We start from the raw sequence: 20,595 nt of genomic DNA, 5'->3' as shown, positions 1-20,595 counted from the left end.
ATGCGTCTAATTATTGCGCTTATTTTAATAACTAGCCTACCGGTCTGCGCAGCTCAAACCAGCTGCCAATGGCCAGCTTGGCAAAACTTTAAAACAAACTTTATCAGTTCACAGGGGCGTGTGCACTTTTTACAACAAAAACAAACCGAGATTACTGCCAATGAGCAAGCCCAAATTTTATTTTTTGCCCTACTCGCAAACGATCAAAACACTTTCGAACAAGCAATCAGCTGGACTGAACAGCACTTAGCAGAAGGAGATCTTAGCACGCGCTTGCCAGCTGCTCGCTGGGGTTTAAATAACGAAGGGGTTTATACCATCTTGGCCGACCAACCCGTTTTAACGGCTAACCTATGGCTCGCATATTTATTGTCGCAAGCAGGCGATTTATGGCACCAAAGAGATTACCAAGTATTATCTGCGGTTATTGCTATGCGTATCTTACGCGAACATTTACAGCAAACTGAGACCGCAGCTTGGGTATTTTTAGACAAACCTAACCGACAATTTACAGATGAGCAGCAGTGGCAGACATTGGCCCAAACTTACCCAATATTTATAGTGCAATATTTTGCCCGTTTATATCCTGAGTCATATTGGCCAACCGCCTATGACGCTTTGCTCGCCGCTCGGCTCGAACAGTCAGAACCTGCAAGTTCGAATCACTTCTCACTATTTGGAAATGAACAAACACCTTTTGCCAAACAAAGCCGGTTACTTTGGCAAAATGCACAAAACACATTCGACTTTTCATTTAACCAGCCCTCTCGGTTATTTAAAGGTTTGGCGCAATGCAAAGATTAGCTGTTGGGTTATTTTTTTTAGCCATTAGTTTGCGGCCACTCTGTGCCGCGGTGGCCAGTTTAGACAAAACACCAGCGAGCCAATTGCAAAAACAAATAGAGCAAGCTTTATTGCAAGATCATATGGCGATAGCACTAGATGCTTTGCATAAGCTTTCTGCGATTGCGCCACACCAGCCCTATTATTTATGTGCCCAAATATCAGTGCAGTTAGCACAAGGCGAGCTGCTTAAAGCCAGGCAAACACTCGCACAACTCAACAATATTGCCGCCAGACCCGACTGTCACCCTGATGCAGTGAAATTGCTTGAGCTTGCGACAAAGCATAAAGCTCAAGTTTCACATGCTCGTTTACTTGCCAAAAGCAAACGCCCTATAGAAGCAATAGCAATTTATGATCAATTGTTCGAAAACCGATTTCCGTCGCTTAGCTATCAACTTGATTATTATGCCTGGTTAGCACAGACCGACTACGACACAGAAAAGCTCATTAAAGCCTATCAGCAACTTCAAAATAAATACCCGAATGTTGCCGAGATAGAACTCCCCTTGGCCAGCTTAATCTTGGATATTGATCCCTTTTCTCAGCAAGCCATTGATATCTTGGCCCGCTATGCACATAGCCCCAGATATGGTGTTAGAACTGAGGATATCTGGTTAGCAGAAATTAACTCAATGCCGGTTCGGCCAGCTGGGCAACACATTATAGAGCAGTATTTAGCTTATTTTCCGAAGAGTAAAAAAGGTGAATTTGCAATAGAAAACTTTACCGCTCGATTCACTCAATACCAGAAAAACCTAAAAGATCCAGCCTTTGTCGCCTGGCAAAAAGGCCAACAGCTATCAGATTCAGGCAAACTCAAACAAGCTCAGTATTGGCTGAATAAAGCCATTATTGGTCGGCCCAACGATGCTCAAGTTCAAGCAAGTATGGGGCTGTTAAAAATACGTTTAGGTAAACATAAAAACGCGCGTAAATATTTAAATAAAGCGCTATCGCTTGCACCCGCAGATAATAATAGCAGTCTCTGGTATAGCTTATTAGACACCGCAAATTATTGGAGTTTAATTGAAGATTTAGAGGCAGCGATTGCACAAGGCAAAGTGCAAATGGCAAAAGTTTTGTTCAATAAACTACCGGCTGAGCAACAAACTTTAACCCAACAGTATTTTTACCAAGGTGAAATTGCACGTATTCAGCAGCAAACGCAAGTGGCCATGCAACATTACCAAAAGTCGTTGGCTGAAGATAGTGAGTCAAATCAGGCACTATATGGCTTGCTGAAGCTTATTGAGCAAAACCAAAACATCGAACTCGGCTGGCAAATTTATCGCCAGCTACCACGCGCGCGCCAACAACAAATTTATTCAGATTTTGCTAGCCAAATGAGCAGCTTGTACCGAACCCTAACCGAGCAGCAAATCGCAAGAGGTCAACCACAACTTGCTCGAGCTTTATTAAAAGATGCCACAAGCCGCTTAATCGGCGATCCTTGGTTAACTTATGATCTGGCTAAGTTATATCAAAACCAGCAACAAGACACCAAAGGCCTCCAGTTGTTTGCCAATGGTTTACCTAAAACAACACAAAAAACAGAATATTTACTCGCTTATACATTGTTTTTGTCCAGTTTAGGACACTACCAAAAAGCCATTGATCTATTAAAAAAACACCAACCCGACAGCGAGCAAATTCAAGCGTTACAAAAATCCCTCCAACAGCAGAAATACCTTGCTGAATTAGAAGAATTACGCGGCAATACGCGCTTGAATCATCCGCAACTTGTCCAACTGCAAACACTTAGCGGGCAAATGACCACACCACTCGAACAAGCCCGATTGGGGCAAATATGGTATCAAAACGGTTATGCCCAAAAAGGGATTCAGTTACTTAAACAAGCCCTCAATAACGACAATACACTAGATGCCTATTGGCATTTTGAATATATTGAATGGCAGTTACACCAAAACAACCATAACGAGGTCAAAAACGCGTTTGCCAACATTGAGTTAAACGAACAAATGACGACGTCTGATGTCCGCCGTTGGCTTGCTTTAAAAACCGCCTGGTATCAGAAAAACGATGTCCCACTCACCTTATTGAGCCAGCAGTTGGTCCAACAAGCCGCAAAAGCCCCTGAGCTTTACACCGTTAAACAAGCGTTGGCGGAGCTTTACATTAACCAGCAGCAAGTCCCTGAGTTATGGCCGCTGCTGAGTGAGCTTCATCAAACCCAAAAATTATCCGATGAACTAGCAATCAATTCTTTATCTGAATTTTTTTTGCAGATGCCAACCAAGTTAAAAAAGAATTTATTTGCGCAACTTAAACGTCCTAATTCCTCGTTAACAGAAGACCAGCAAGCTGAGCTAATCCAAATACTCAGCACAACCCCTAACCGCCAAGATTTAACCTTTGTGTCTCAGTTGGTCGACAATACAAATAGCGACTTAGTCCGTTACCGTGCTGCCGAATATGCGGTAAGCTTAAATGAACAAAACAAAGCTCAGCAATGGTTAACTCAAATTCAAACTCGGCCGGAGTCACCACTATGGTTTCATGACCAAGCCGAGCGCTTACTCAACGAGCAAAGATACAAACAACAAGCTTGGGTGGCGGTTGGTTTACAAAGTGCCAGTCAAAGGCAAAACTCAGATGGGAAAAGGATCACCAGTTCGCAAATTCCGTTCGAGCTCTGGTATCCTCTCTGGGATGGGCATGTATTTGTTAAACTTGACTATGAAAATGTGCAAGACCCAGCTTTAACTTTGGTACAGAATGAAGGCATAAGTAACTTTGCCACAGGTTTGTTCTGCCGCCAAGACTGCCCTAACGGTGAATATCAGCGCTCCCAAAGCGGAACAGACGTGGCAATAGGATTTCAAAATAAACGCTGGCGATTTGACCTTGGGGTATCGCCATTAGGATTTGAACAACATGATCTTTTATTTGGTATCCGATATGAAAACGACTGGCGGAGTTTTGGATACAGTGTCGAATTTGAACGAAGGGCCGTCGATAACTCTGCTTTGTCTTATTCTGGATTGATCGACCCATACACTGGTGAATTGTTTGGTGCTGTCAGAGCCACAGGTGCCAGCATAGTGTTATCGAAAGATGAAGGTCAAACATGGGGTCACTGGGCACTTGCAAATGCCTATTCCTACCGAGGTCAACAGGTGGCGTCTAATTTTAGCTATAGCCTGATGGGCGGAAGTTACTACCGTTTAGCGCAAAACACTGAGTTTACATTGACCATAGGCACTAACTTGTTACATTGGTCATATAATAAAGATTTGAGTGGAGAAACCTTGGGCCACGGTGGCTATTATAGTCCTCAGAGCTATTGGGGGCTTTCGCTGCCGCTTGATGCTCAAGGTCAGTTAAATAAGTTAAGCTATCAACTGTCGTTAGGTCTTTCTTGGTCACAATCGCAAAGTGATGAAATTGAGTATTATCCAACAGATAAAGCGCGTCAGCAGGCAGCTGAAGCTTTGATTGGTGAAAGCTTTGTTGAGCCTGTTTACCGTGCCAGCAATAGCCAAGGCATTGGTTATAGTGCCCGCGCTGCTGTCGAATATCAAATCGATCAACACTGGGTCGTTGGCGGCGTCTTCTCGATTCAACGCGCCAATGCTTACGAACCGACTGAAGGGCAAGTTTATTTGCGCTATTATTTTAACGATAAAGGCAGTCGCTTATTTGTGCCGCCGGAGCCCATTCAGCCCTACCAGAGTTTTTATTAAAAAGACTTTTATGCAAGCAATAGGTATTGCATGTTCAGTGCATCAATGCCGGGGGCATAATAGTTTTTTCGAACTGACACGGATCGATAGCCAAGTTGCTGGTAAAATTTGATTGCGGCGTGATTATCTGAACGCACTTCAAGCCAAATATAAGCACACTGCTGCAACAACGCTCCCTGCAATAATTGCTGATGCAATAAACTAGCAAAACCGCGGCGTTGGTATTTTTTTGCAATACAGATGTTTAATAGGCTGACTTCGTCCACTACTTGCTGACTAATTAAATATCCAGCCAACTCTTTGTTATGCACAACAAGCCAATTTTGATAGGTCGGGCCAAAACAAGAGGATAACAAAGCCTGAGACCAAGGAAACGCCTGCTCTGCTTGCTCAATACACAGCATAGCTTTTAAATCAGCGAGCGTGGCGGGTTTAATTTGCGGCTTGTTCATGAATATTTTAGCAATAATTGCCAAAATGCTTTTTTATCGTCGGCTTGTCTCAGATCAAATTGCTGTGAACTTGTTAATTGAGGATGACGAAAAAGCATCTTTCCCGGCTGACAAAACCATTGTTCATCATCTGCTAACCATGTTTTTAATGCTTGATAATCGGCTTCAGATAAATGACTAACCAAAATACTCGCAGTTTTTTTTTCAACAGGCTCTGCTGAACTCTCTGTAAGTTCAGGCACCAAAATGGCTTTATGGGTGGCTTGATGTTTTTTGGCAGCCTTGGTTTGATACAGCTGAATGCCAATTTGCTGAAGTGAGGCTTTCTGATAACTCGAAAATATAGACACTGAGTTCAACCCTTATAAAAAGAGTGGCAGGGGTGGAGGGACTCGAACCCCCAACCATCGGTTTTGGAGACCGCTGTTCTACCAATTCGAACTACACCCCTAACGAACGCTGGCGATTATACAAGGACAAATCCAAGTGTAAAGCAATTATTTATAAAAGCCGTCTAAACGGTTAAATATTCTTCAGTGATGACAACATATTGCACAATCAGGGTCGCGACCTAACTTAAACGAGTTAAATTGCATCTGCCAAGCATCAAAGGTTAATAACTGGCTCTCAAACCGTGCTTGTTGACCGGTCAGATATTTTATGGCTTCAAGCGCTTGTAAGCTGCCCATCACGCCAAGCAAAGGCCCTAATACCCCAGAATTACTACAATTCAACTGACTATTAGGATCAGCTAAGTCAGGAAAAATACATTGATAACAAGGGGTAGGCTGCTGTTTGAAATTAAAAAAGACAAATTGCCCTTCACCGCGGATCGCCGCAGCGCTAATTAAAGCCACTTTATGCTGTTGACACGCTTGATTAATATAGTATCGACTATCCGCATTATCAGTGCAGTCTAACACCAAATCAACATCCGCTAGCCAGTTTGGCAAACCTACCTGCTGAATCGGTTGCTCAATGCCAACCACTTTAATTTGGGTATTTAACGCTTGCAGCTGAGCACTGGCGGTAAGCGCTTTAGAACGTCCTTGATGATTGGTTTTATACAAAATCTGACGCTGTAAATTACTAACTTCTATCGAATCTGGATCAACTATGGTTAAACGGCCAACCCCGGCCGCTGCCAAGTACAAACTGGCTGGTGCACCGAGCCCGCCTGCTCCAACAATTAAAACATGGGCATTTTTAAGCGCTAGCTGTCCCGCCTCGCCAATTTGTTTCAATAATAAATGGCGACTGTACCTTAAACTTTCTTGCTCGCTTAAGCCTACACTCATACCGACTCCGACGTTTGTTTTAAAGCTTGCTCAAACGAAACAATCGCTGTGCGATAATCATCCGCTTCTGTAATTGCTGTGACTGCAGCAATAGAACCAATACCCGTTGCCGCCACCTCTCTAGCTCGCGCTAAACTAATCCCACCAATTGCGACTAAAGGTATATCTTTAATTAACTGAGTATATCGGCTCAGTCGCGCGATACCTTGTATTTGCCCTGTCATATCTTTAGTTCGGGTTGGGTAAATAGCCCCTATTGCCAAATAACTGGGTTTAAGTTGATGGGCCAAAAGCAACTCGTATTCGCCGTGTGTACTTATACCCAACCTCAAACCAGCCGCTGCAATCGCTGCCAGATCAGCTTGTTGCAAATCTTCTTGCCCTAAATGCACCCCATAAGCTTGGTGTTTAATTGCCAACTGCCAATAGTCGTTTATAAATAACCTAAGCTGATATTGTCGGCCAATGGCGACCGCTTTTGCGATCTGCTCGTTCACCTCTTCTATGCTCTGATGTTTAATTCTAATTTGTAATGTTTTAACACCCGCTTCAGCCAGTTTTTGAATCCACTCTAAAGAATCAACAACTGGGTATAAACCTAGCTTTAAAGTCTCACAATCAGCAAACTCGATATTCGGATAACTGAATTCAGCCGCTGCTTCTTGCCACTCTAATTGCTCTGCTAACGGACTAGATGGAATTAAAACCTGCGGCTGATCTTGTTGCTCCAACGGCCAACCAGCCTGATTAACTGGACCATAAATGCCACTATAATCAACACCTAACCTAAGCGCTTGGTTCACATAAGCTTTAGCCACAGTGGCCGCATCTCGCAATAAATAATCTTGCGCAAAGAGCGCAGTGATAGCTGCAGCATAAGTGCAACCTGAACCATGGCTGTGTTCTGTCTCTATTCGAGGTGATGACAACCAATAGCTTTGCTCACCGTTGCAGGCCAAATCCACGACATAACCTTTAGCTAACTCGATGTGGCCGCCTTTTATAATACAGGCCGTTGGCCCTTGTTTTAAAATTTGCTCAGCGGCCTGCGGCATGCTCGACCAATTAATAAAATAAACACCGCTTAGCTTTTGTGCTTCGTCGCCATTCGGCGTGATCACATCAACCAAAGGCAATAACTTTTTTTTAATCGCTGCCAGGGTATCTTCTTCTGTTAATTCACCACCTGCTGATGCCGTTGCGACTGGGTCGTAAACCAAAACAAAGGATTGCTGCTGACTATACTCCCGCAGCCACTCTGCGACCAGTTCCACTTGTCGCTGGCTCGTTAACAGGCCAATTTTAATGGCTTTAGGCGGTCTATCCGCGGCTAGTGCATCAAGCTGAGATAACAAAGCCTCTTCAGTCACGCTGTTAATTTGTTGGATGCCTAAACTGTTTTGCGCAGTATTGGCTGTGATCACTGTGCTCACATCACATCCAAGTTGATGCATGGTTTTTAAATCTGCTTGGATCCCAGCCCCACCACTGCAATCTGAACCGGCAATGGTCCACACAACTGGCCTATTATTGTTTTCTGTCATTTGTTATCCTGCCTGGTGCCAAAAAGGCGTACCTAAAGTCGGCGTGCTTGGTTGCGCGGTATCTTTTTCAGGCATACCACCAGCTAAATATCCCATTCTGCCTGCTTCTATTGCTTTTTTAAAGGCTTCAGCCATCATCACAGGTGCTTGGGCCTGCGCAACCGCAGAGTTTAATAAAATGCCATCATAACCCAACTCCATCGCCTGAACGGCATGGGATGGCAAACCTATGCCAGCATCCACTATCAAAGTAATATTCGGAAAACGCTGGCGAATAGCATTTAACGCATACGGATTTAATAAACCTTTGCCCGTGCCAATAGGAGATCCCCAAGGCATTAAAACTTCACAACCTAGCTCAACCAAATGGCGACAAATAACTAAATCATCGGTGGTATACGGCAGTACTTTAAAACCGTCGGCCAACAAAATTTCGGTCGCTTTCACCAAATCAATAGGGTCAGGTTGTAAATTATACTCATCACCAACCAACTCTAATTTTACCCAATCGGTTGCAAAAATTTCTCGCGACATCTGCGCTAACGTGACCGCCTCTTGCACACTATGACAACCTGCTGTATTTGGCAATAAGGTTAAACCAAGCGCTTGTAATTGAGCCCAAAAGTCAGCCCCACCTTGCGACTCGGGTGACTGTCGGCGCAGTGACAAGGTCACTATCTGACTGCCACTGGCTCTAATTGAGTCTTCCATTATTTTAGGCGATGGGTACAAGGCACTGCCAATTAACAAACGGCTAGAAAAACTTTCTCCATAAATGGTAAGATCCTTATCCATTTTTACCCCCCTTGTACAGGGGTTAAAATTTCGATGCAATCGCCATCTTTAAGAGGCGTATTTGCATAAGCACCGCGACTGACAAAGTTGCCATTTAATGCCACTGCATATGGGGTTTTAGGTTGTCGTTCGGCTAATAATTCAGCCAAGCTATCTGCTTGTTCTGGCTGATATTCATTACCATTAATAAAAATATTCAATTAGTCTCTCCTCTCGATATGTCTAAATACCGGTGGATAAATCTGACCATCGGCCAGCAAAACATTATTTAACTGCAACCCAAATTCAACAAGTTTGAGCATCACTTGCTGAATCATTGCTGGTCCAATCAAATAACCGTGGCGGTATAAACCGTTCACAGTAATTAGCCTATTAGTTACATCTATACTTGGTTCGTTATCCGATAGTGTTGGCCTAAGGCCAGTTTGTAGCGAGATTAATTCTGCTTCGGCAAACGCTGGCTGCACACTATAAGCGGCTGACAATAACTCTAACGTTGAGCGCACCGTAACTGGTCGCTGATTTTCAGACTCTATTTCAGTGGCCCCGATAACAAACTCATGATCCGGTTTAGGTGCAATATAAATCGGGTAGCGCGGATGCATTAAACGAATCGGCCGGTGCAACTGCACTTCTTGACTTCGCACTCGCGCAACTTCTCCACGCACACCCCGCAAACCTTTTAAGTTGCTTTTAGCGCCCAAACCACGGCAATCAATAATCCAGTCATACTCACCACACGCTTTCGCACCATGCCATACTGAGTTATCTTTAATACAAACCTCATACTGATAAAAACAGCCAACCCCGACATCATCTAAGGCTTGGGTTAATACCCGCAGTAGCTGGCGATTATCAAGCTGACCTTCACTTGGTAACCAAAGTCCTTGATTAAATCGTCCTGCCAGCTGAGGTTCCAACTCGGCAATGCCGGCTCGGGTGAGTTCTCTAAGCTCAGCACCTGTCCCTAACCTTTGGCGAAAACTTTTTAAGTCGCCCGCATCTTGCTGATGCGCTATAACCAAAGTCCCGGCTTGCTGAATAAACACAGGTTCAGGTAACTGAGCCAACAAGGCCTGCCATAATGCCACCGACTGTTTACCCAATTGATTGACCAAAGGTCCTGCAACAATAGACTCGGCTAAAGGGGCCAGCATTGCTGCCGCGACATAAGCCGCACTTTGCTGCCCGTCTTTGGCTTGTTTTTCGTACAGTTCAACTTGGTAATTGGGATTTTCGTTTTTTAATTGCCAAGCTAGTAGGCGACCAATAAGGCCGCCACCAATCAGCGCAATTTTAGCACTCTCGTTTGCCATGATTATTTTGCAGTGTGATAAATCTGAGCACCTTTTTCACGAAACTCTTTTGATTTATCTAACATCCCCTGCACTGCATCAGCCGACTGAATTTCGATGCCTTTGGCTTCTAGATCCGCTGCATAATCACGAACTTCCTGCGTGATTTTCATTGAGCAGAACTTAGGCCCACACATGGAACAAAAATGAGCCACTTTACCGGATTCTTGTGGCAGGGTTTCATCATGGTATTGGCGGGCGCGTTCAGGATCTAACCCTAAATTAAACTGATCTTCCCATCTAAATTCAAACCGTGCTTTAGACAGTGCATTGTCGCGCACTTGTGCCGCTGGATGACCTTTCGCCAAATCCGCCGCATGAGCTGCAATTTTATAAGTAATTAATCCCTCTTTGACATCTTCTTTGTTAGGTAAACCTAAATGCTCTTTGGGTGTGACATAACAAAGCATGGCGCAGCCGTACCAGCCAATTTGTGCAGCACCAATACCAGAGGTAAAGTGATCATAACCTGGCGCAATATCTGTGGTTAATGGACCTAAGGTATAAAAAGGGGCTTCGTGGCAGTGCTCAAGTTGCTCTTTCATATTGGCTTCAATCATATGCATAGGCACATGACCCGGCCCTTCAATCATCACCTGAACGTCATGCTTCCAAGCTATCTTGGTTAACTCACCCAGCGTACGCAATTCGCTAAACTGAGCTTCATCGTTGGCATCGGCAACTGAGCCTGGACGTAAACCATCACCTAATGAAAAAGAAACATCGTACTGTTTCAAAATTTCGCAGATATCTTCAAAGTGAGTATATAAAAAGTTTTCTTTGTGATGGGCCAGACACCACTTAGCCATAATAGAACCGCCACGAGAAACTATGCCAGTTAAGCGTTTTGCCGTCATAGGCACGTAGCGTAACAAGACCCCGGCATGAATGGTAAAATAATCAACACCCTGTTCAGCTTGCTCGATCAGCGTATCGCGAAAAATTTCCCAAGTGAGGTCTTCTGCCACACCATTCACTTTTTCCAGCGCTTGGTAAATAGGTACTGTACCAATCGGCACTGGCGAGTTACGAACAATCCACTCCCGAGTTTCGTGAATATATCGGCCCGTCGACAAATCCATTACAGTATCACCACCCCAACGGGTTGACCAAACCAGCTTTTCTACTTCTTCTTCAATGGATGAAGTCACTGCAGAATTGCCTATGTTCGCATTGATTTTAACCAAAAAGTTTCGGCCAATGATCATAGGCTCAGTTTCTGGATGATTAATATTAGCTGGAATAATAGCTCGTCCTTCAGCCACCTCTTTACGAACAAATTCTGGTGTAATTTGTTCAGGTAAGTGAGCGCCAAATGACTGCCCTGGGTGCTGCTGTTTTAAAACTTCATCACGAACTTTTGCTCTTTGCATATTTTCGCGGATCGCTATGTACTCCATCTCTGGTGTAATAATGCCCTGACGCGCATAATGCATTTGAGTCACATTTTGCCCAGGTTTAGCACGTCTAATTTTAGGTAAATGCTCAAAACGGATATGGTCTAGGCCTTCATCAGCTAAACGCTGCTGGCTATACCTAGAGGTCACTGAATCTAACTGGACCGTATCTTGGCGATCTTCAATCCACTTTTCACGTAACTTAGGGATCCCCTTATAAACGTCGATAGTGACATCCGGATCTGTATATGGACCCGAAGTATCGTATACACGAACAGGTTCGTTTTTTTCAAATTGTGGGTTTTCTTTACTACCACCCACTAACGTATCTGAGACGGAAATTTCACGCATACCCACACGAATGTCCGCTTGGCTACCCTCCACATAAATCTTTTTTGAGTTTGGAAATGGTTGCCCACTTAAATTAGAAATATACTCTTGAGCTTTTGCTCTCGTTTCGCGGCGATTTGTTTGAGACATATATAAGCCTTTATTTTTTATACGATTAAAATAAAGACGGAGTGAGGCTGTCGACAAGACACAAAGGGGTTGTTCATCTTGTTCCCTACGCTGGTGTTATCCAGATCAGGTTCGACGGATCCCGCATGACGCGATCTCAGCCCGAAGGCACTCCGACAAGTTCGGGCTCATTATAAACACGACCCAGTTCAAAAACCAAGTTATAAAATATAAAAATATCTAAACATGGCCTTGTATTTCGTGCACGCTCAAGGAATAATCAAAGTCACGCTTTCTTTTTTGATAGACTTTTTATGGATGATTCTGCATTCTCAGATACCCGCATTTTAATTGTGGATGATCAACCACTCGCCCAGATCTATCTAAAACACGCATTAGAAAGCATTAACATCCGTAATATTCAAGTTGCAGAGCACGCAGATCGCGCGTTAGAATTTTGCCAAAATAATCATTACACCCTGATTATATGTGCATTTAACCAAAGCAAACAAAAAGACGGTTTTCATTTTTTCGAAGAGCTAAAACTAAAAAAACAACTTCCTCTAACCACCGCCTTTATCTTTACCAGCGCAGAAACAGATTCGGCGTTAGTCAACAGTGTTATTGAGTTGCAGCCCGACGACTTTATCGCTAAACCTTTTAATGTAAAAGAAGTATGCGAGCGTGTACAAAGAGTTCTCAAACATAAACAGCACTTATTTGCCGTTTATTCGGCACTTGAAAAACAACAATACACTGAAGCTTTAGCTGCGGTTGAAAAAGTCCTGCTAAAACCAAGCATGTCACTTTCGTTTCCAATTGCGATGCGCTTAAAAGGTGATTTGCTCTTAATTATTAAAGCCTACCAAGAAGCGGCCAACTATTTTACCGATATAGTGCATGTGCAAAAATTCACTTGGGCTATGGTTGGCCTTGCAAAAGCCTATTTAGGGTTAAATAAAGAATCCACCGCACTTAAAATATTAAGCAAATTAACACTTAAACCTGACACTCAGTTAGCCGCGCTTGATTTACTTGGTAATTATTATTTGCAGCAAGACAAATATGACCAGGCCATTGAAAACCTAAAACATGCCAGAGATCTATCACCACGAAATATCGAAAGACAAAAAAATGTGGTCGGGTTAGCACGGTTATTACATGATCATGAACTTCAGTTTGAAAGTGCAAAAAATATGCTTAGATATGCCAAACGCTCGCTGCACGATACGCCCGACCTGTATTTGACCGTAGCGCGGGCAGCGGTCGATTATGCGCTGATACAGCCAGATATCGAGAGCATGGAGTTATGCAAACAATCAGAAAAATACCTGCAAACCGTCCGCCAAAAGTTTCCATCTGATCCGGCCACTAAAGAAAAGATCGGTGTACTTGAAGCCCGTATCCTGTATTTAAAAGATGAACAAGAAAAAGCTAAAAAGCTGCTCACCGAGCTGCCCGGTGAGATGGAAAACTTAGCTTTAGAAGATGGTTTAGACAAAGCAAAAGTTTTTCATGAGTTAGGTTTAAGAGATGAAGCGGTTGAGCTATTAAAACAATTACAGCAGAAACAACCGTCAGATCAGAGCTTAGATGCAAGTCAGAAAATTTTAACTGATTATTTGTCACAAGAGCTTAAAGAAAAAACTGAGATCCCGTTTACGCCAAAAGAAATCAACAACATTGCCGTCAAACTTTTCAAATCTCGCCAATATGTGGCGTCGGTACAGGCATTTTCTGATGCACTTAGATTAATGCCTAAAAATACCCGTATTGCGCTAAATTTACTGCAAGCACTCGTCGAAACTAGTCAGCAGCAAGCATTGAATAGTGAGCAACTTAAACAATACCAAAACAGCCTGCAGGTGCTGCAAACCATTCAGTTAGACGAACAACAAACAATAAGATATGAAGCCTTACTTAAACGCTACAAAAAAAGTTTTAGCCAAAAAACAAACGCCACAGCCAGCTCCGATTGAGATCTTCTTCGCATCCTCTTAATTGGGCGCCATATTGCTCAGCCCGCCACTGAACTTTGCGGGCCACTTTAATCAACCAATTTTTTCGTTTATAAGTGCCACGACGGTAACCACCCCAGCCTTCGTGGTAGTTTAAATATTGCCCATAGGCGTCCCATTTAGAAACCCCATTCACTTTATGGGTTTTATAAATAAACCAAGCCATAAAATCTATCGCATCATCAAAGTCAGAGCGGCTTGCCCAACCATTGCCTGTTTCACGAGTATAATCTTGCCACGTTGGGGTTTTGGCCTGGGAATAACCATACGCGCTACTTGCGCGACCGATTGGAATAATCCATAAAAAATATTCCATTGGCGGCCTGGCGTCAGCGCGAAATGAACTTTCCTGATACATTATAGCCATTGGAATATGAATGGGGGTACCCCAGTTATCTTCGGCATCTTTTGCCGCATGATACCAATCCCGCTTTTCGTAAAAGATTTCACACAAATCATTTGGTTTTTTGGGCGGTGCAGTTGCGCAGCCCGCCATGACTGCAACTAAAACAATTAAAGCGAATCTTTTACAACACTTCATTAGTTAAAATACTCGGCTAAATAATCTGTGAACGCCAGCTTATCCGACTTTTCGATCTCAGTTTGCTCTAACAAGCTTTTTTCTGCCGTTTCAACCAAGGCTTGTTCGCTATAATATTGATAGTCTCGCGCTGCCGAATCCTTTTGATATTGCTTTGCCAAATCTAACCCTAATTGGCTATTATCCATATTGTTGTTCAATAAACGATTCATAATCTTACCTGACGGCGTTAAATCTGGATTTGCCACTTTTTCAGCTTGTTTTTTAAGCGCTGCTTGATAAGCGGTTTCGTTTGGTGCTGACATCCAGTCAGCCAAAGGATTCATCGCGTTTATGGTTTGCTCGGCCCAATCAGCCAAGGTAATTGAATGATCACCTTGTTGCAAGGTTAAGCCAGGTTTACGACCTTGCATGATAACTGCTTGCAAGTTTGCGTTTATCACCTGTTCTTCGGCGGTTTCTAACGGCGGCGAATCTTGCAATGCACACCAAGTTAAAAACAAGTCCATAAAGCGCGTTTGTGCTTCACTGATGCCATTTGCATCAAAAGGGTCCACATCCAAAGCTCTGATTTCAATGTATTGCACGCCGCCTCTAGCCAAAGCTTCGCTTGGCTTTTCACCACTACGCGCAACACGTTTGGGCCTCACTGGAGAATAATATTCGTTTTCGATTTGCAGAATATTTGCGTTTAATTGATGGTAAATACCATTCTGGCCCGCCAATATTGACGAAAATTCTTCTGACGGCAATTGAATAGCCTTTTTTAAGCCAGCAATATATTCATCTAATTGGTTATAACGGATGTTAAGCGCCGCTTGAGCTTTATTGGTATAACCTAAATCACTTAATCGCAAAGAGGTCGCATAAGGTAAGTATAAAGTACCTTTTCCCACAGTTTTGAAATTATAATTTGTTTGGGTGTTTTTTAAAAATGAGCCACAGAGTGCCGGTGAAGCACCGAACAAATAACATAATAACCACAAGTATCGTTTCACATTTCTCAGTACCGCAAGATAGATTTCAGAAATAAACGCTTGATCGGCTTGACGGCCTTTAGCTTTTGCCAGTTGCTCAAAAAATAGCGCTGGAAATGAAAAGTTAAAATGAACACCTGAAATCACCTGCATTGTACTACCATACCGATTTTTTAAACCTTCTCGGTATAATGTTTTCATTCGTCCCACATTAGAACGACCATACTGGGCAATTAAAATATCACTTTCGTCACCAACAAAACACGGCATACTCATAGGCCAGAGCAGATCATTAGGCTGCTTTTGGTAAACAAACTTGTGTACGTCCGCTAATTGTTGCAACGTAGTTTGAATGTTTTGCTCAACCGGAGTAATAAACTCCAGTAAACTTTCAGAATAGTCCGTTGTAATATAAGGGTGTGTCAGTGCTGAGCCCAGAACACGCGGGTGTTCGTTTACTGCCAAATGCCCATTAGGCTGGATTCGTAGTGCCTCTTTTTCAATCCCACGGTTAATATGCTGGGCAAACTCAACGCCCTGCTGAGTAAAAAATTGATGCAGGTTATCTGCCAAATTCACAATAGGAATTCCTTAAATTGTTATTAGAGCTCAGGGTAGTCTTAGACCCTTTGGGGCAACGGCCTGACTACATTGCAGCATTTTGGTGGCCAAAAGTGTTAAAATAAAGACGACTGGGCTCAAATTCAAGCGTCAATCAGATCTTTTTGTCACGGTTTGAGATATCTTGCGCTTATCTTTTACATTTTGCAAAAATCCCCATGATAACTGTCACATTTTTAGTCTTATTTTGGTAGAATTTAAATCTATAACCTAGGGGTGTCTGTTTATCAGCTCTGAGACGCATTCGCGAACCCTTTGAACCTGTTCAGGTAATGCTGTGACAGGGATGGTAAAACCGTTCCCTGCGCGGCCGACTATTTTTTGAGGACCGCATGAAACAATTTACGTTAAGCAAACTTTGTTTAGTTCTGCCATTTATGAGCACTTCCCATGTTTTTGCCAACATTGAAGATAAAATTGAAGTGATTCATGTTCAAGGGGACTTTCGCCAACAAAACTTGCAAACCGCCTCTGTATCATTATCCGTGTTAGATGCCGAAGCACTCACCAGAACCAGCCAAAACCATTTAGAAGATGCCATCATGGGCACCGCCAATGTGAACTTTAGTGGGGCGACTTCACGAGCCAGATTTTTTCAAATCCGTGGTCTCGGGGCATCAGGAGAATTTGATGTGCCTGTAAACTACCCAGTTGGTTTATATTTAGACGATATTGACTTTACACATTTAGGCAGTGCCAGCACCCTATTTGATATTGAACAAGTTGAAGTATTTCGCGGCCCGCAAGGGACTCGATTTGGAGCAAACGCATTAGCTGGCTTGATTTATTTAAAATCAGCGCAACCAACTGATATGGCATCAGCCAAAGTGAAAGCGGGCATCGCCAATTATGATACCTATGAGCTCGGTGCTGCCTACGGCAACGCCATCAATGGTTCAGCACGCTACCGAGTCAGTGCACACCAATATTTAAGTGACGGTTTTATTAAAAACGATTATTTAAATCGAGACGATACTAATAATAGAGATGAACTGACTTTGAGGGGGCATTTAACTGTTGATTTATCTGACTCTGGCCAGCTGGATTTAACTTACCATCATATTAATGTAGATAACGGTTATGATACTTTTAGTTTAGACAATACCCGTACAACTCTGTCAGATGAGCCCGGAAAAGATACTCAAAATAGCAATGCGTTTGGTGCCGTATTAAGCCAAAAAGTTAACTCACATGTTTCACTAAAAGCGATTGCCAGTTATGCAGATACCAATAGTCTGTATCAATACGATGAAGACTGGGCCTATACCGATATTGCCGAAGGCTCCTACAGTGCAGTAGACAGTTATCAGCATGACAGGAATAACGCAAGTTTTGAATTTCGATTAGTATCAGAAAAAAAGATATTACAAAAAACGACTGATTGGGTTGCGGGCCTGTACTGGCAAAATAAAAACGATGAGATGACACGCAGTTACACTTATTTAACAGCTGATCTAGTCTCTGATTTTGAAAATCAAAAACGCGCTATTTTTGCCCAGACAGATTCTGAATTAGGTGATGGTTTTAGCCTAACCGCCGGTTTACGTTATGAGACACACCAATTAGATTATCAAAACAGCGAAGCCATCAGAGTGGCTGAAGATTACAACATGCTGGGCGGTAAACTAGTGTTAGGATATCAAATAAACAATGCACTTTACGCCTATAGCGCTATCAGTCGTGGTTATATGAGTGGTGGCATTAATCGCTCTGGCAGCTTAAATCCAGAACAAAGATCTTTTGCACCTGAATACTTATGGAACTATGAAGCCGGATTAAAATATCGCGCCGACAACTTAGCTATTCGCGGTACTCTATTTTATATGGACCGAGAAGATGTTCAGCTTAAACGCGACTTTTTATTCTCACGCGAAGATGGCAGCACTGAGTTTATCTCATATACTCGTAATGGCAGTGACGGCTATTCACAAGGGGCAGAGCTTGAGCTTGACTGGTATGTACAAAACTGGCTGCAAGTATACGCAAATTTAGGTTTATTGCGCGCCGAATATGAAGCTTATGAAGATCCACTGAGTGGCGAATATTATGCAGCCCGTGAGCTATCTCAATCGCCAACATATACCTATCAAGTTGGCACTAATATCACCATTAACTCAGATCTTTGGTTTAATTTAACCTTAAATGGGCGTGATCAACACTACTTTTCAGATGATGATCTACCTGCCGAAGCCGCAGTTGAATTACCCCGCTCGAAAGAAGTGGCGCTGTTAAACGCTGCCCTAAATTATCAAATGGACGAGTGGTTAGTTAAGTTATGGGCGCGCAATTTAGCAGACAGAGATTATTACGCTCACGGCTTTTATTTTGGCAATGACCCGCGTGATAATTATTCAGACAAAGCCTACTACCAATATGGCGAACCTGCCCGTTTTGGTATTAGCTTTGAATACGAATATTAATTGGAGTGTGTATGCAACTATCTGCTGAAATTAGTTTGTACCCATTGGCGAATCAACAATACGAAGATGAAATATGGGACTTTGTTAGCCGAGTTAAAGCCGATAAACAGGTTTCCATCACCACCAATGGGATGAGCAGCTTAGTCGTTGGTGAATATGAGGCTGTGATGCAATGTATAAACCGTGAGATGCGGGTGAGTTTTGACAAACTAGGTATGTCGATTTTTGTCTGCAAATTTGTTCCCAGCGACAGGTCAGGTTCATATGAACAGCCTACTCAATGAACTAAATAACATGACAGTGCTTGAGATCACAGCTGTGATCTTTAGCCTTGTATATGTTTTTTTTGCAGCCAAAGGAAAACTCGCCTGCTGGCCTGCAGCTATCGTCTCTAGCAGCATTTATTGTTATATTTTTTGGGATGTCCGTTTGTTAATGGACAGCCTGCTGCAAGTTTATTATGTGGCGATTGCGATTTACGGCTGGATTAATTGGTCCAGCCATAGGAACAGTCAAGACCAATTAGCCATTAGTAGTCGCTCCTTAAAAAGCCATTTATCTGCTTGTGCTTTTTTACTTATGACAAGCTTAGCCATTGGTTTTATACTGGCCAGCAATACAGATGCCTCATACCCTTATTTGGATAGTGTCACTACCTTGTTTGCTTTTTATGCAACTTTTTTAGCCGCCACTCGAGTGCTCGAAAACTGGTTGTATTGGCTTGTGATAGACAGTGTTTCAATTTATTTGTACGTTAATAAAGGGTTAGAACTCACCGCGTTATTATTTTTATTTTATAGCTTATTTGCCGCTTGGGGATATTTCAACTGGCGTAATCAATATGATAAAGATATAGCCAAAAGCTTGGGGTAATATCCATGTTACCCGCCGCACAATACCAGTTTTTGCAAACGCATTTTAACGGCATTCAGCACATCAGCCGAATGCCGGTTCACTCCTCTAATTTATGTTTAAAAGTGAAAGCCAACACGGGCGATTTATATTTTGTAAAATATTATAAAGCCGCGTCTCAAATTGACAACATTCGTACAGAGTTGGCATTGGTAAACTGGGCTGCAAAAGCAGACCTAGGTATTTCTTCACTCCATTTTGATAGCTCGCTAAAACTGGCGATATTTCCGTTTTTGCAAGCGACAGATTTAGCCAGCCAGCCCATATTACTGAGCGATAAAATAAATCGTTTGGCCTGTCTGTTAGCTCGTCTGCATCAAGTTAAACAAGCGCCACCTAAAAACCTTCAGCAGCAAAAACTGCTGCAAGATTTAAAAGCTAATTCAAGCAAGCTATCGATAGACAGGCAAATATTAGCGTTAGCTAAACACTTGGATCAGTCTCAAGGCCCTTCAGTTGTTTGTCACGGTGATGCCTCGTTTGCCAATATTTTATGTCGACAAACAGATCTATTAATCGATTGGGAGTATGCACGTTTAGCCCCAGTCGAATACGATTTAGCATCAGCAATCTGCATCAATCAATTATCATTTGAAGCCAGTCAGCAATTGCTTGAAGCCTATCAAACTGCTTCGGGAAAACAGATATGCCGACACAGGCTAAAAAATTACCAATCGGTTTTTCAAATACTTAACCAGTTGTGGTACAAGCAGCATGAGTCAGGCTATACTAGACAATTTTAAGCGGAGAACTGAATATGAAAGTTTGTGGGGTAGAATTAACGGCCAGCGAAGCAAATATTTGCTTAGTATCATTTGAACAGGGTTTAATTGGTTTACCTGAGTGCCGCAGTCGCAAACTGGTTTTAAAAAATGCCACCGAGAGTGAAGCAATTAGCGATTTTCAGTTTGCTTTTAAAAAGCTTATGCAAGACTACTCTATCGACGAAGTAGTGATTAAAACACGCCAAACCAAAGGCAAGTTTGCAGGTAGTGCCGCTGGCTTTAAAATGGAAGCCGCCATCCAACTCATTCCTGATCTGCAAGTGTCTATGCAAGCAGCCAGCACTGAAAAAGCCATTATCAAAAAAAACCCTTTGCCAATAAGCTTTAAAGAAACTGGCCTAAAAGGCTTTCAAGAATCAGCTTTTATTAGCGGCTATACCTATTTAATGGCCAAAAAATATGGTCTGCCTGAAGCAGAATAAAAACCACTGACAAGATTTGCCAGGGCTATTTTAAATCCAATAATCCCCG

At 42.8% G+C, this 20,595-nt stretch carries 18 protein-coding genes, 1 tRNA gene and 1 riboswitch; of the genes, 8 read left to right on the top strand and 11 right to left on the bottom strand.

Annotated elements, in window-relative coordinates:
• Both C727_RS18070 and C727_RS0105600 read left to right on the top strand, forming a co-directional pair.
• Complete coding sequence (locus tag C727_RS18070) at positions 1 to 804, top strand: glycosyl hydrolase family 8 (RefSeq protein WP_017444644.1); 804 nt, start codon at positions 1 to 3, stop codon at positions 802 to 804.
• Positions 792 to 4,550: a cellulose synthase subunit BcsC-related outer membrane protein gene (locus C727_RS0105600; RefSeq protein WP_017444643.1), complete on the top strand. Its 3,759-nt coding sequence runs from the start codon at positions 792 to 794 to the stop codon at positions 4,548 to 4,550. Before C727_RS18070 ends, C727_RS0105600 begins: the two co-directional genes overlap by 13 nt.
• Before the next feature lie 8 nt (positions 4,551 to 4,558).
• Here C727_RS0105600 and rimI read toward each other — a convergent pair whose 3' ends face one another.
• The 9 genes from rimI to thiC form a co-directional block, all read right to left on the bottom strand.
• A complete protein-coding gene (gene rimI, locus C727_RS0105595; RefSeq protein WP_017444642.1) occupies positions 4,559 to 5,002 on the bottom strand; it encodes a ribosomal protein S18-alanine N-acetyltransferase in 444 nt (147 codons plus the stop codon).
• A complete protein-coding gene (locus tag C727_RS0105590) occupies positions 4,999 to 5,352 on the bottom strand; it encodes a hypothetical protein (protein ID WP_017444641.1) in 354 nt (117 codons plus the stop codon). The genes rimI and C727_RS0105590 overlap by 4 nt, the downstream gene beginning before the upstream one ends.
• A 24-nt stretch (positions 5,353 to 5,376) precedes the next feature.
• Positions 5,377 to 5,453, bottom strand: a tRNA-Trp gene (locus C727_RS0105585).
• Positions 5,454 to 5,535: 82 nt separating this feature from the next.
• A complete protein-coding gene (locus tag C727_RS0105580) occupies positions 5,536 to 6,300 on the bottom strand; it encodes a HesA/MoeB/ThiF family protein (protein ID WP_017444640.1) in 765 nt (254 codons plus the stop codon).
• Positions 6,297 to 7,844, bottom strand: a complete 1,548-nt coding sequence (thiE, locus tag C727_RS0105575) for a thiamine phosphate synthase (RefSeq protein WP_017444639.1) — start codon at positions 7,842 to 7,844, stop codon at positions 6,297 to 6,299. Before thiE ends, C727_RS0105580 begins: the two co-directional genes overlap by 4 nt.
• 3 nt (positions 7,845 to 7,847) lie before the next feature.
• Positions 7,848 to 8,639 (bottom strand): thiazole synthase, encoded by a 792-nt coding sequence (locus C727_RS0105570; protein WP_017444638.1) that lies wholly within the window; start codon positions 8,637 to 8,639, stop codon positions 7,848 to 7,850.
• A gap of 2 nt (positions 8,640 to 8,641) precedes the next feature.
• Positions 8,642 to 8,839, bottom strand: coding sequence for a sulfur carrier protein ThiS (gene thiS / locus C727_RS0105565; protein ID WP_017444637.1), 198 nt, complete (start codon positions 8,837 to 8,839; stop codon positions 8,642 to 8,644).
• Positions 8,840 to 9,955 carry a glycine oxidase ThiO gene (gene thiO / locus C727_RS18065; protein ID WP_017444636.1) on the bottom strand — a complete coding sequence of 372 codons (1,116 nt, stop codon included), beginning with the start codon at positions 9,953 to 9,955 and terminating at the stop codon, positions 8,840 to 8,842.
• 2 nt (positions 9,956 to 9,957) lie between these two features.
• On the bottom strand, positions 9,958 to 11,871 hold the full coding sequence (gene thiC, locus C727_RS0105555) for a phosphomethylpyrimidine synthase ThiC (protein WP_017444635.1): 1,914 nt from the start codon (positions 11,869 to 11,871) through the stop codon (positions 9,958 to 9,960).
• A gap of 65 nt (positions 11,872 to 11,936) precedes the next feature.
• Positions 11,937 to 12,036: riboswitch (TPP riboswitch) on the bottom strand.
• A gap of 128 nt (positions 12,037 to 12,164) precedes the next feature.
• On the opposite strand from thiC, the gene C727_RS0105550 reads away from it, so the two are divergent.
• A complete protein-coding gene (locus C727_RS0105550) occupies positions 12,165 to 13,829 on the top strand; it encodes a response regulator (RefSeq protein WP_017444634.1) in 1,665 nt (554 codons plus the stop codon).
• Here the strand turns inward: C727_RS0105550 and C727_RS0105545 are convergent.
• Together C727_RS0105545 and gshA are read right to left on the bottom strand one after the other, a co-directional pair.
• The gene (locus tag C727_RS0105545) at positions 13,792 to 14,409 is read right to left on the bottom strand and encodes a transglycosylase SLT domain-containing protein (protein WP_017444633.1); all 618 of its coding nucleotides are present in this window, start codon (positions 14,407 to 14,409) and stop codon (positions 13,792 to 13,794) included. The genes C727_RS0105550 and C727_RS0105545 overlap by 38 nt on opposite strands.
• Positions 14,409 to 15,965, bottom strand: coding sequence for a glutamate--cysteine ligase (gshA, locus tag C727_RS0105540; RefSeq protein WP_017444632.1), 1,557 nt, complete (start codon positions 15,963 to 15,965; stop codon positions 14,409 to 14,411). Before gshA ends, C727_RS0105545 begins: the two co-directional genes overlap by 1 nt.
• Before the next feature lie 374 nt (positions 15,966 to 16,339).
• On the opposite strand from gshA, the gene C727_RS0105535 reads away from it, so the two are divergent.
• The 5 genes from C727_RS0105535 to C727_RS0105515 are packed head-to-tail and all read left to right on the top strand — an operon-like array spanning position 16,340 to position 20,546.
• Positions 16,340 to 18,427 carry a TonB-dependent receptor gene (locus C727_RS0105535; protein WP_017444631.1) on the top strand — a complete coding sequence of 696 codons (2,088 nt, stop codon included), beginning with the start codon at positions 16,340 to 16,342 and terminating at the stop codon, positions 18,425 to 18,427.
• 11 nt (positions 18,428 to 18,438) lie between these two features.
• Positions 18,439 to 18,711 carry a hypothetical protein gene (locus tag C727_RS0105530; protein WP_017444630.1) on the top strand — a complete coding sequence of 91 codons (273 nt, stop codon included), beginning with the start codon at positions 18,439 to 18,441 and terminating at the stop codon, positions 18,709 to 18,711.
• Positions 18,692 to 19,300 (top strand): nicotinamide riboside transporter PnuC, encoded by a 609-nt coding sequence (pnuC, locus tag C727_RS0105525; protein ID WP_017444629.1) that lies wholly within the window; start codon positions 18,692 to 18,694, stop codon positions 19,298 to 19,300. The genes C727_RS0105530 and pnuC overlap by 20 nt, the downstream gene beginning before the upstream one ends.
• Positions 19,301 to 19,305: 5 nt before the next feature.
• On the top strand, positions 19,306 to 20,082 hold the full coding sequence (locus tag C727_RS0105520; protein WP_017444628.1) for a phosphotransferase family protein: 777 nt from the start codon (positions 19,306 to 19,308) through the stop codon (positions 20,080 to 20,082).
• Positions 20,083 to 20,096: 14 nt separating this feature from the next.
• Positions 20,097 to 20,546 (top strand): DUF3010 family protein, encoded by a 450-nt coding sequence (locus C727_RS0105515; protein ID WP_017444627.1) that lies wholly within the window; start codon positions 20,097 to 20,099, stop codon positions 20,544 to 20,546.
• The last annotated feature ends 49 nt before the right edge of the window (positions 20,547 to 20,595 follow it).

The sequence above is a fragment of the Gayadomonas joobiniege G7 genome (assembly GCF_000300815.1).
Classification (GTDB): domain Bacteria; phylum Pseudomonadota; class Gammaproteobacteria; order Enterobacterales; family Alteromonadaceae; genus Catenovulum; species Catenovulum joobiniege.
The sequence above is the reverse complement of the archived record's forward strand: the minus strand, read 5'-3'. Positions and strand labels throughout refer to the sequence as shown.

Coding starts and splice junctions, on each gene's coding strand:
- C727_RS18070 (WP_017444644.1), top strand. CDS start 1: ATGCGTCTAATTATTGCGCTTATTTTAATAACTAGCCTACCGGTCTGC.
- C727_RS0105600 (WP_017444643.1), top strand. CDS start 792: ATGCAAAGATTAGCTGTTGGGTTATTTTTTTTAGCCATTAGTTTGCGG.
- rimI (WP_017444642.1), bottom strand. CDS start 5,002: ATGAACAAGCCGCAAATTAAACCCGCCACGCTCGCTGATTTAAAAGCT.
- C727_RS0105580 (WP_017444640.1), bottom strand. CDS start 6,300: ATGAGTGTAGGCTTAAGCGAGCAAGAAAGTTTAAGGTACAGTCGCCAT.
- thiE (WP_017444639.1), bottom strand. CDS start 7,844: ATGACAGAAAACAATAATAGGCCAGTTGTGTGGACCATTGCCGGTTCA.
- C727_RS0105570 (WP_017444638.1), bottom strand. CDS start 8,639: ATGGATAAGGATCTTACCATTTATGGAGAAAGTTTTTCTAGCCGTTTG.
- thiO (WP_017444636.1), bottom strand. CDS start 9,955: ATGGCAAACGAGAGTGCTAAAATTGCGCTGATTGGTGGCGGCCTTATT.
- thiC (WP_017444635.1), bottom strand. CDS start 11,871: ATGTCTCAAACAAATCGCCGCGAAACGAGAGCAAAAGCTCAAGAGTAT.
- C727_RS0105550 (WP_017444634.1), top strand. CDS start 12,165: ATGGATGATTCTGCATTCTCAGATACCCGCATTTTAATTGTGGATGAT.
- C727_RS0105545 (WP_017444633.1), bottom strand. CDS start 14,409: ATGAAGTGTTGTAAAAGATTCGCTTTAATTGTTTTAGTTGCAGTCATG.
- C727_RS0105535 (WP_017444631.1), top strand. CDS start 16,340: ATGAAACAATTTACGTTAAGCAAACTTTGTTTAGTTCTGCCATTTATG.
- C727_RS0105530 (WP_017444630.1), top strand. CDS start 18,439: ATGCAACTATCTGCTGAAATTAGTTTGTACCCATTGGCGAATCAACAA.
- pnuC (WP_017444629.1), top strand. CDS start 18,692: ATGAACAGCCTACTCAATGAACTAAATAACATGACAGTGCTTGAGATC.
- C727_RS0105520 (WP_017444628.1), top strand. CDS start 19,306: ATGTTACCCGCCGCACAATACCAGTTTTTGCAAACGCATTTTAACGGC.
- C727_RS0105515 (WP_017444627.1), top strand. CDS start 20,097: ATGAAAGTTTGTGGGGTAGAATTAACGGCCAGCGAAGCAAATATTTGC.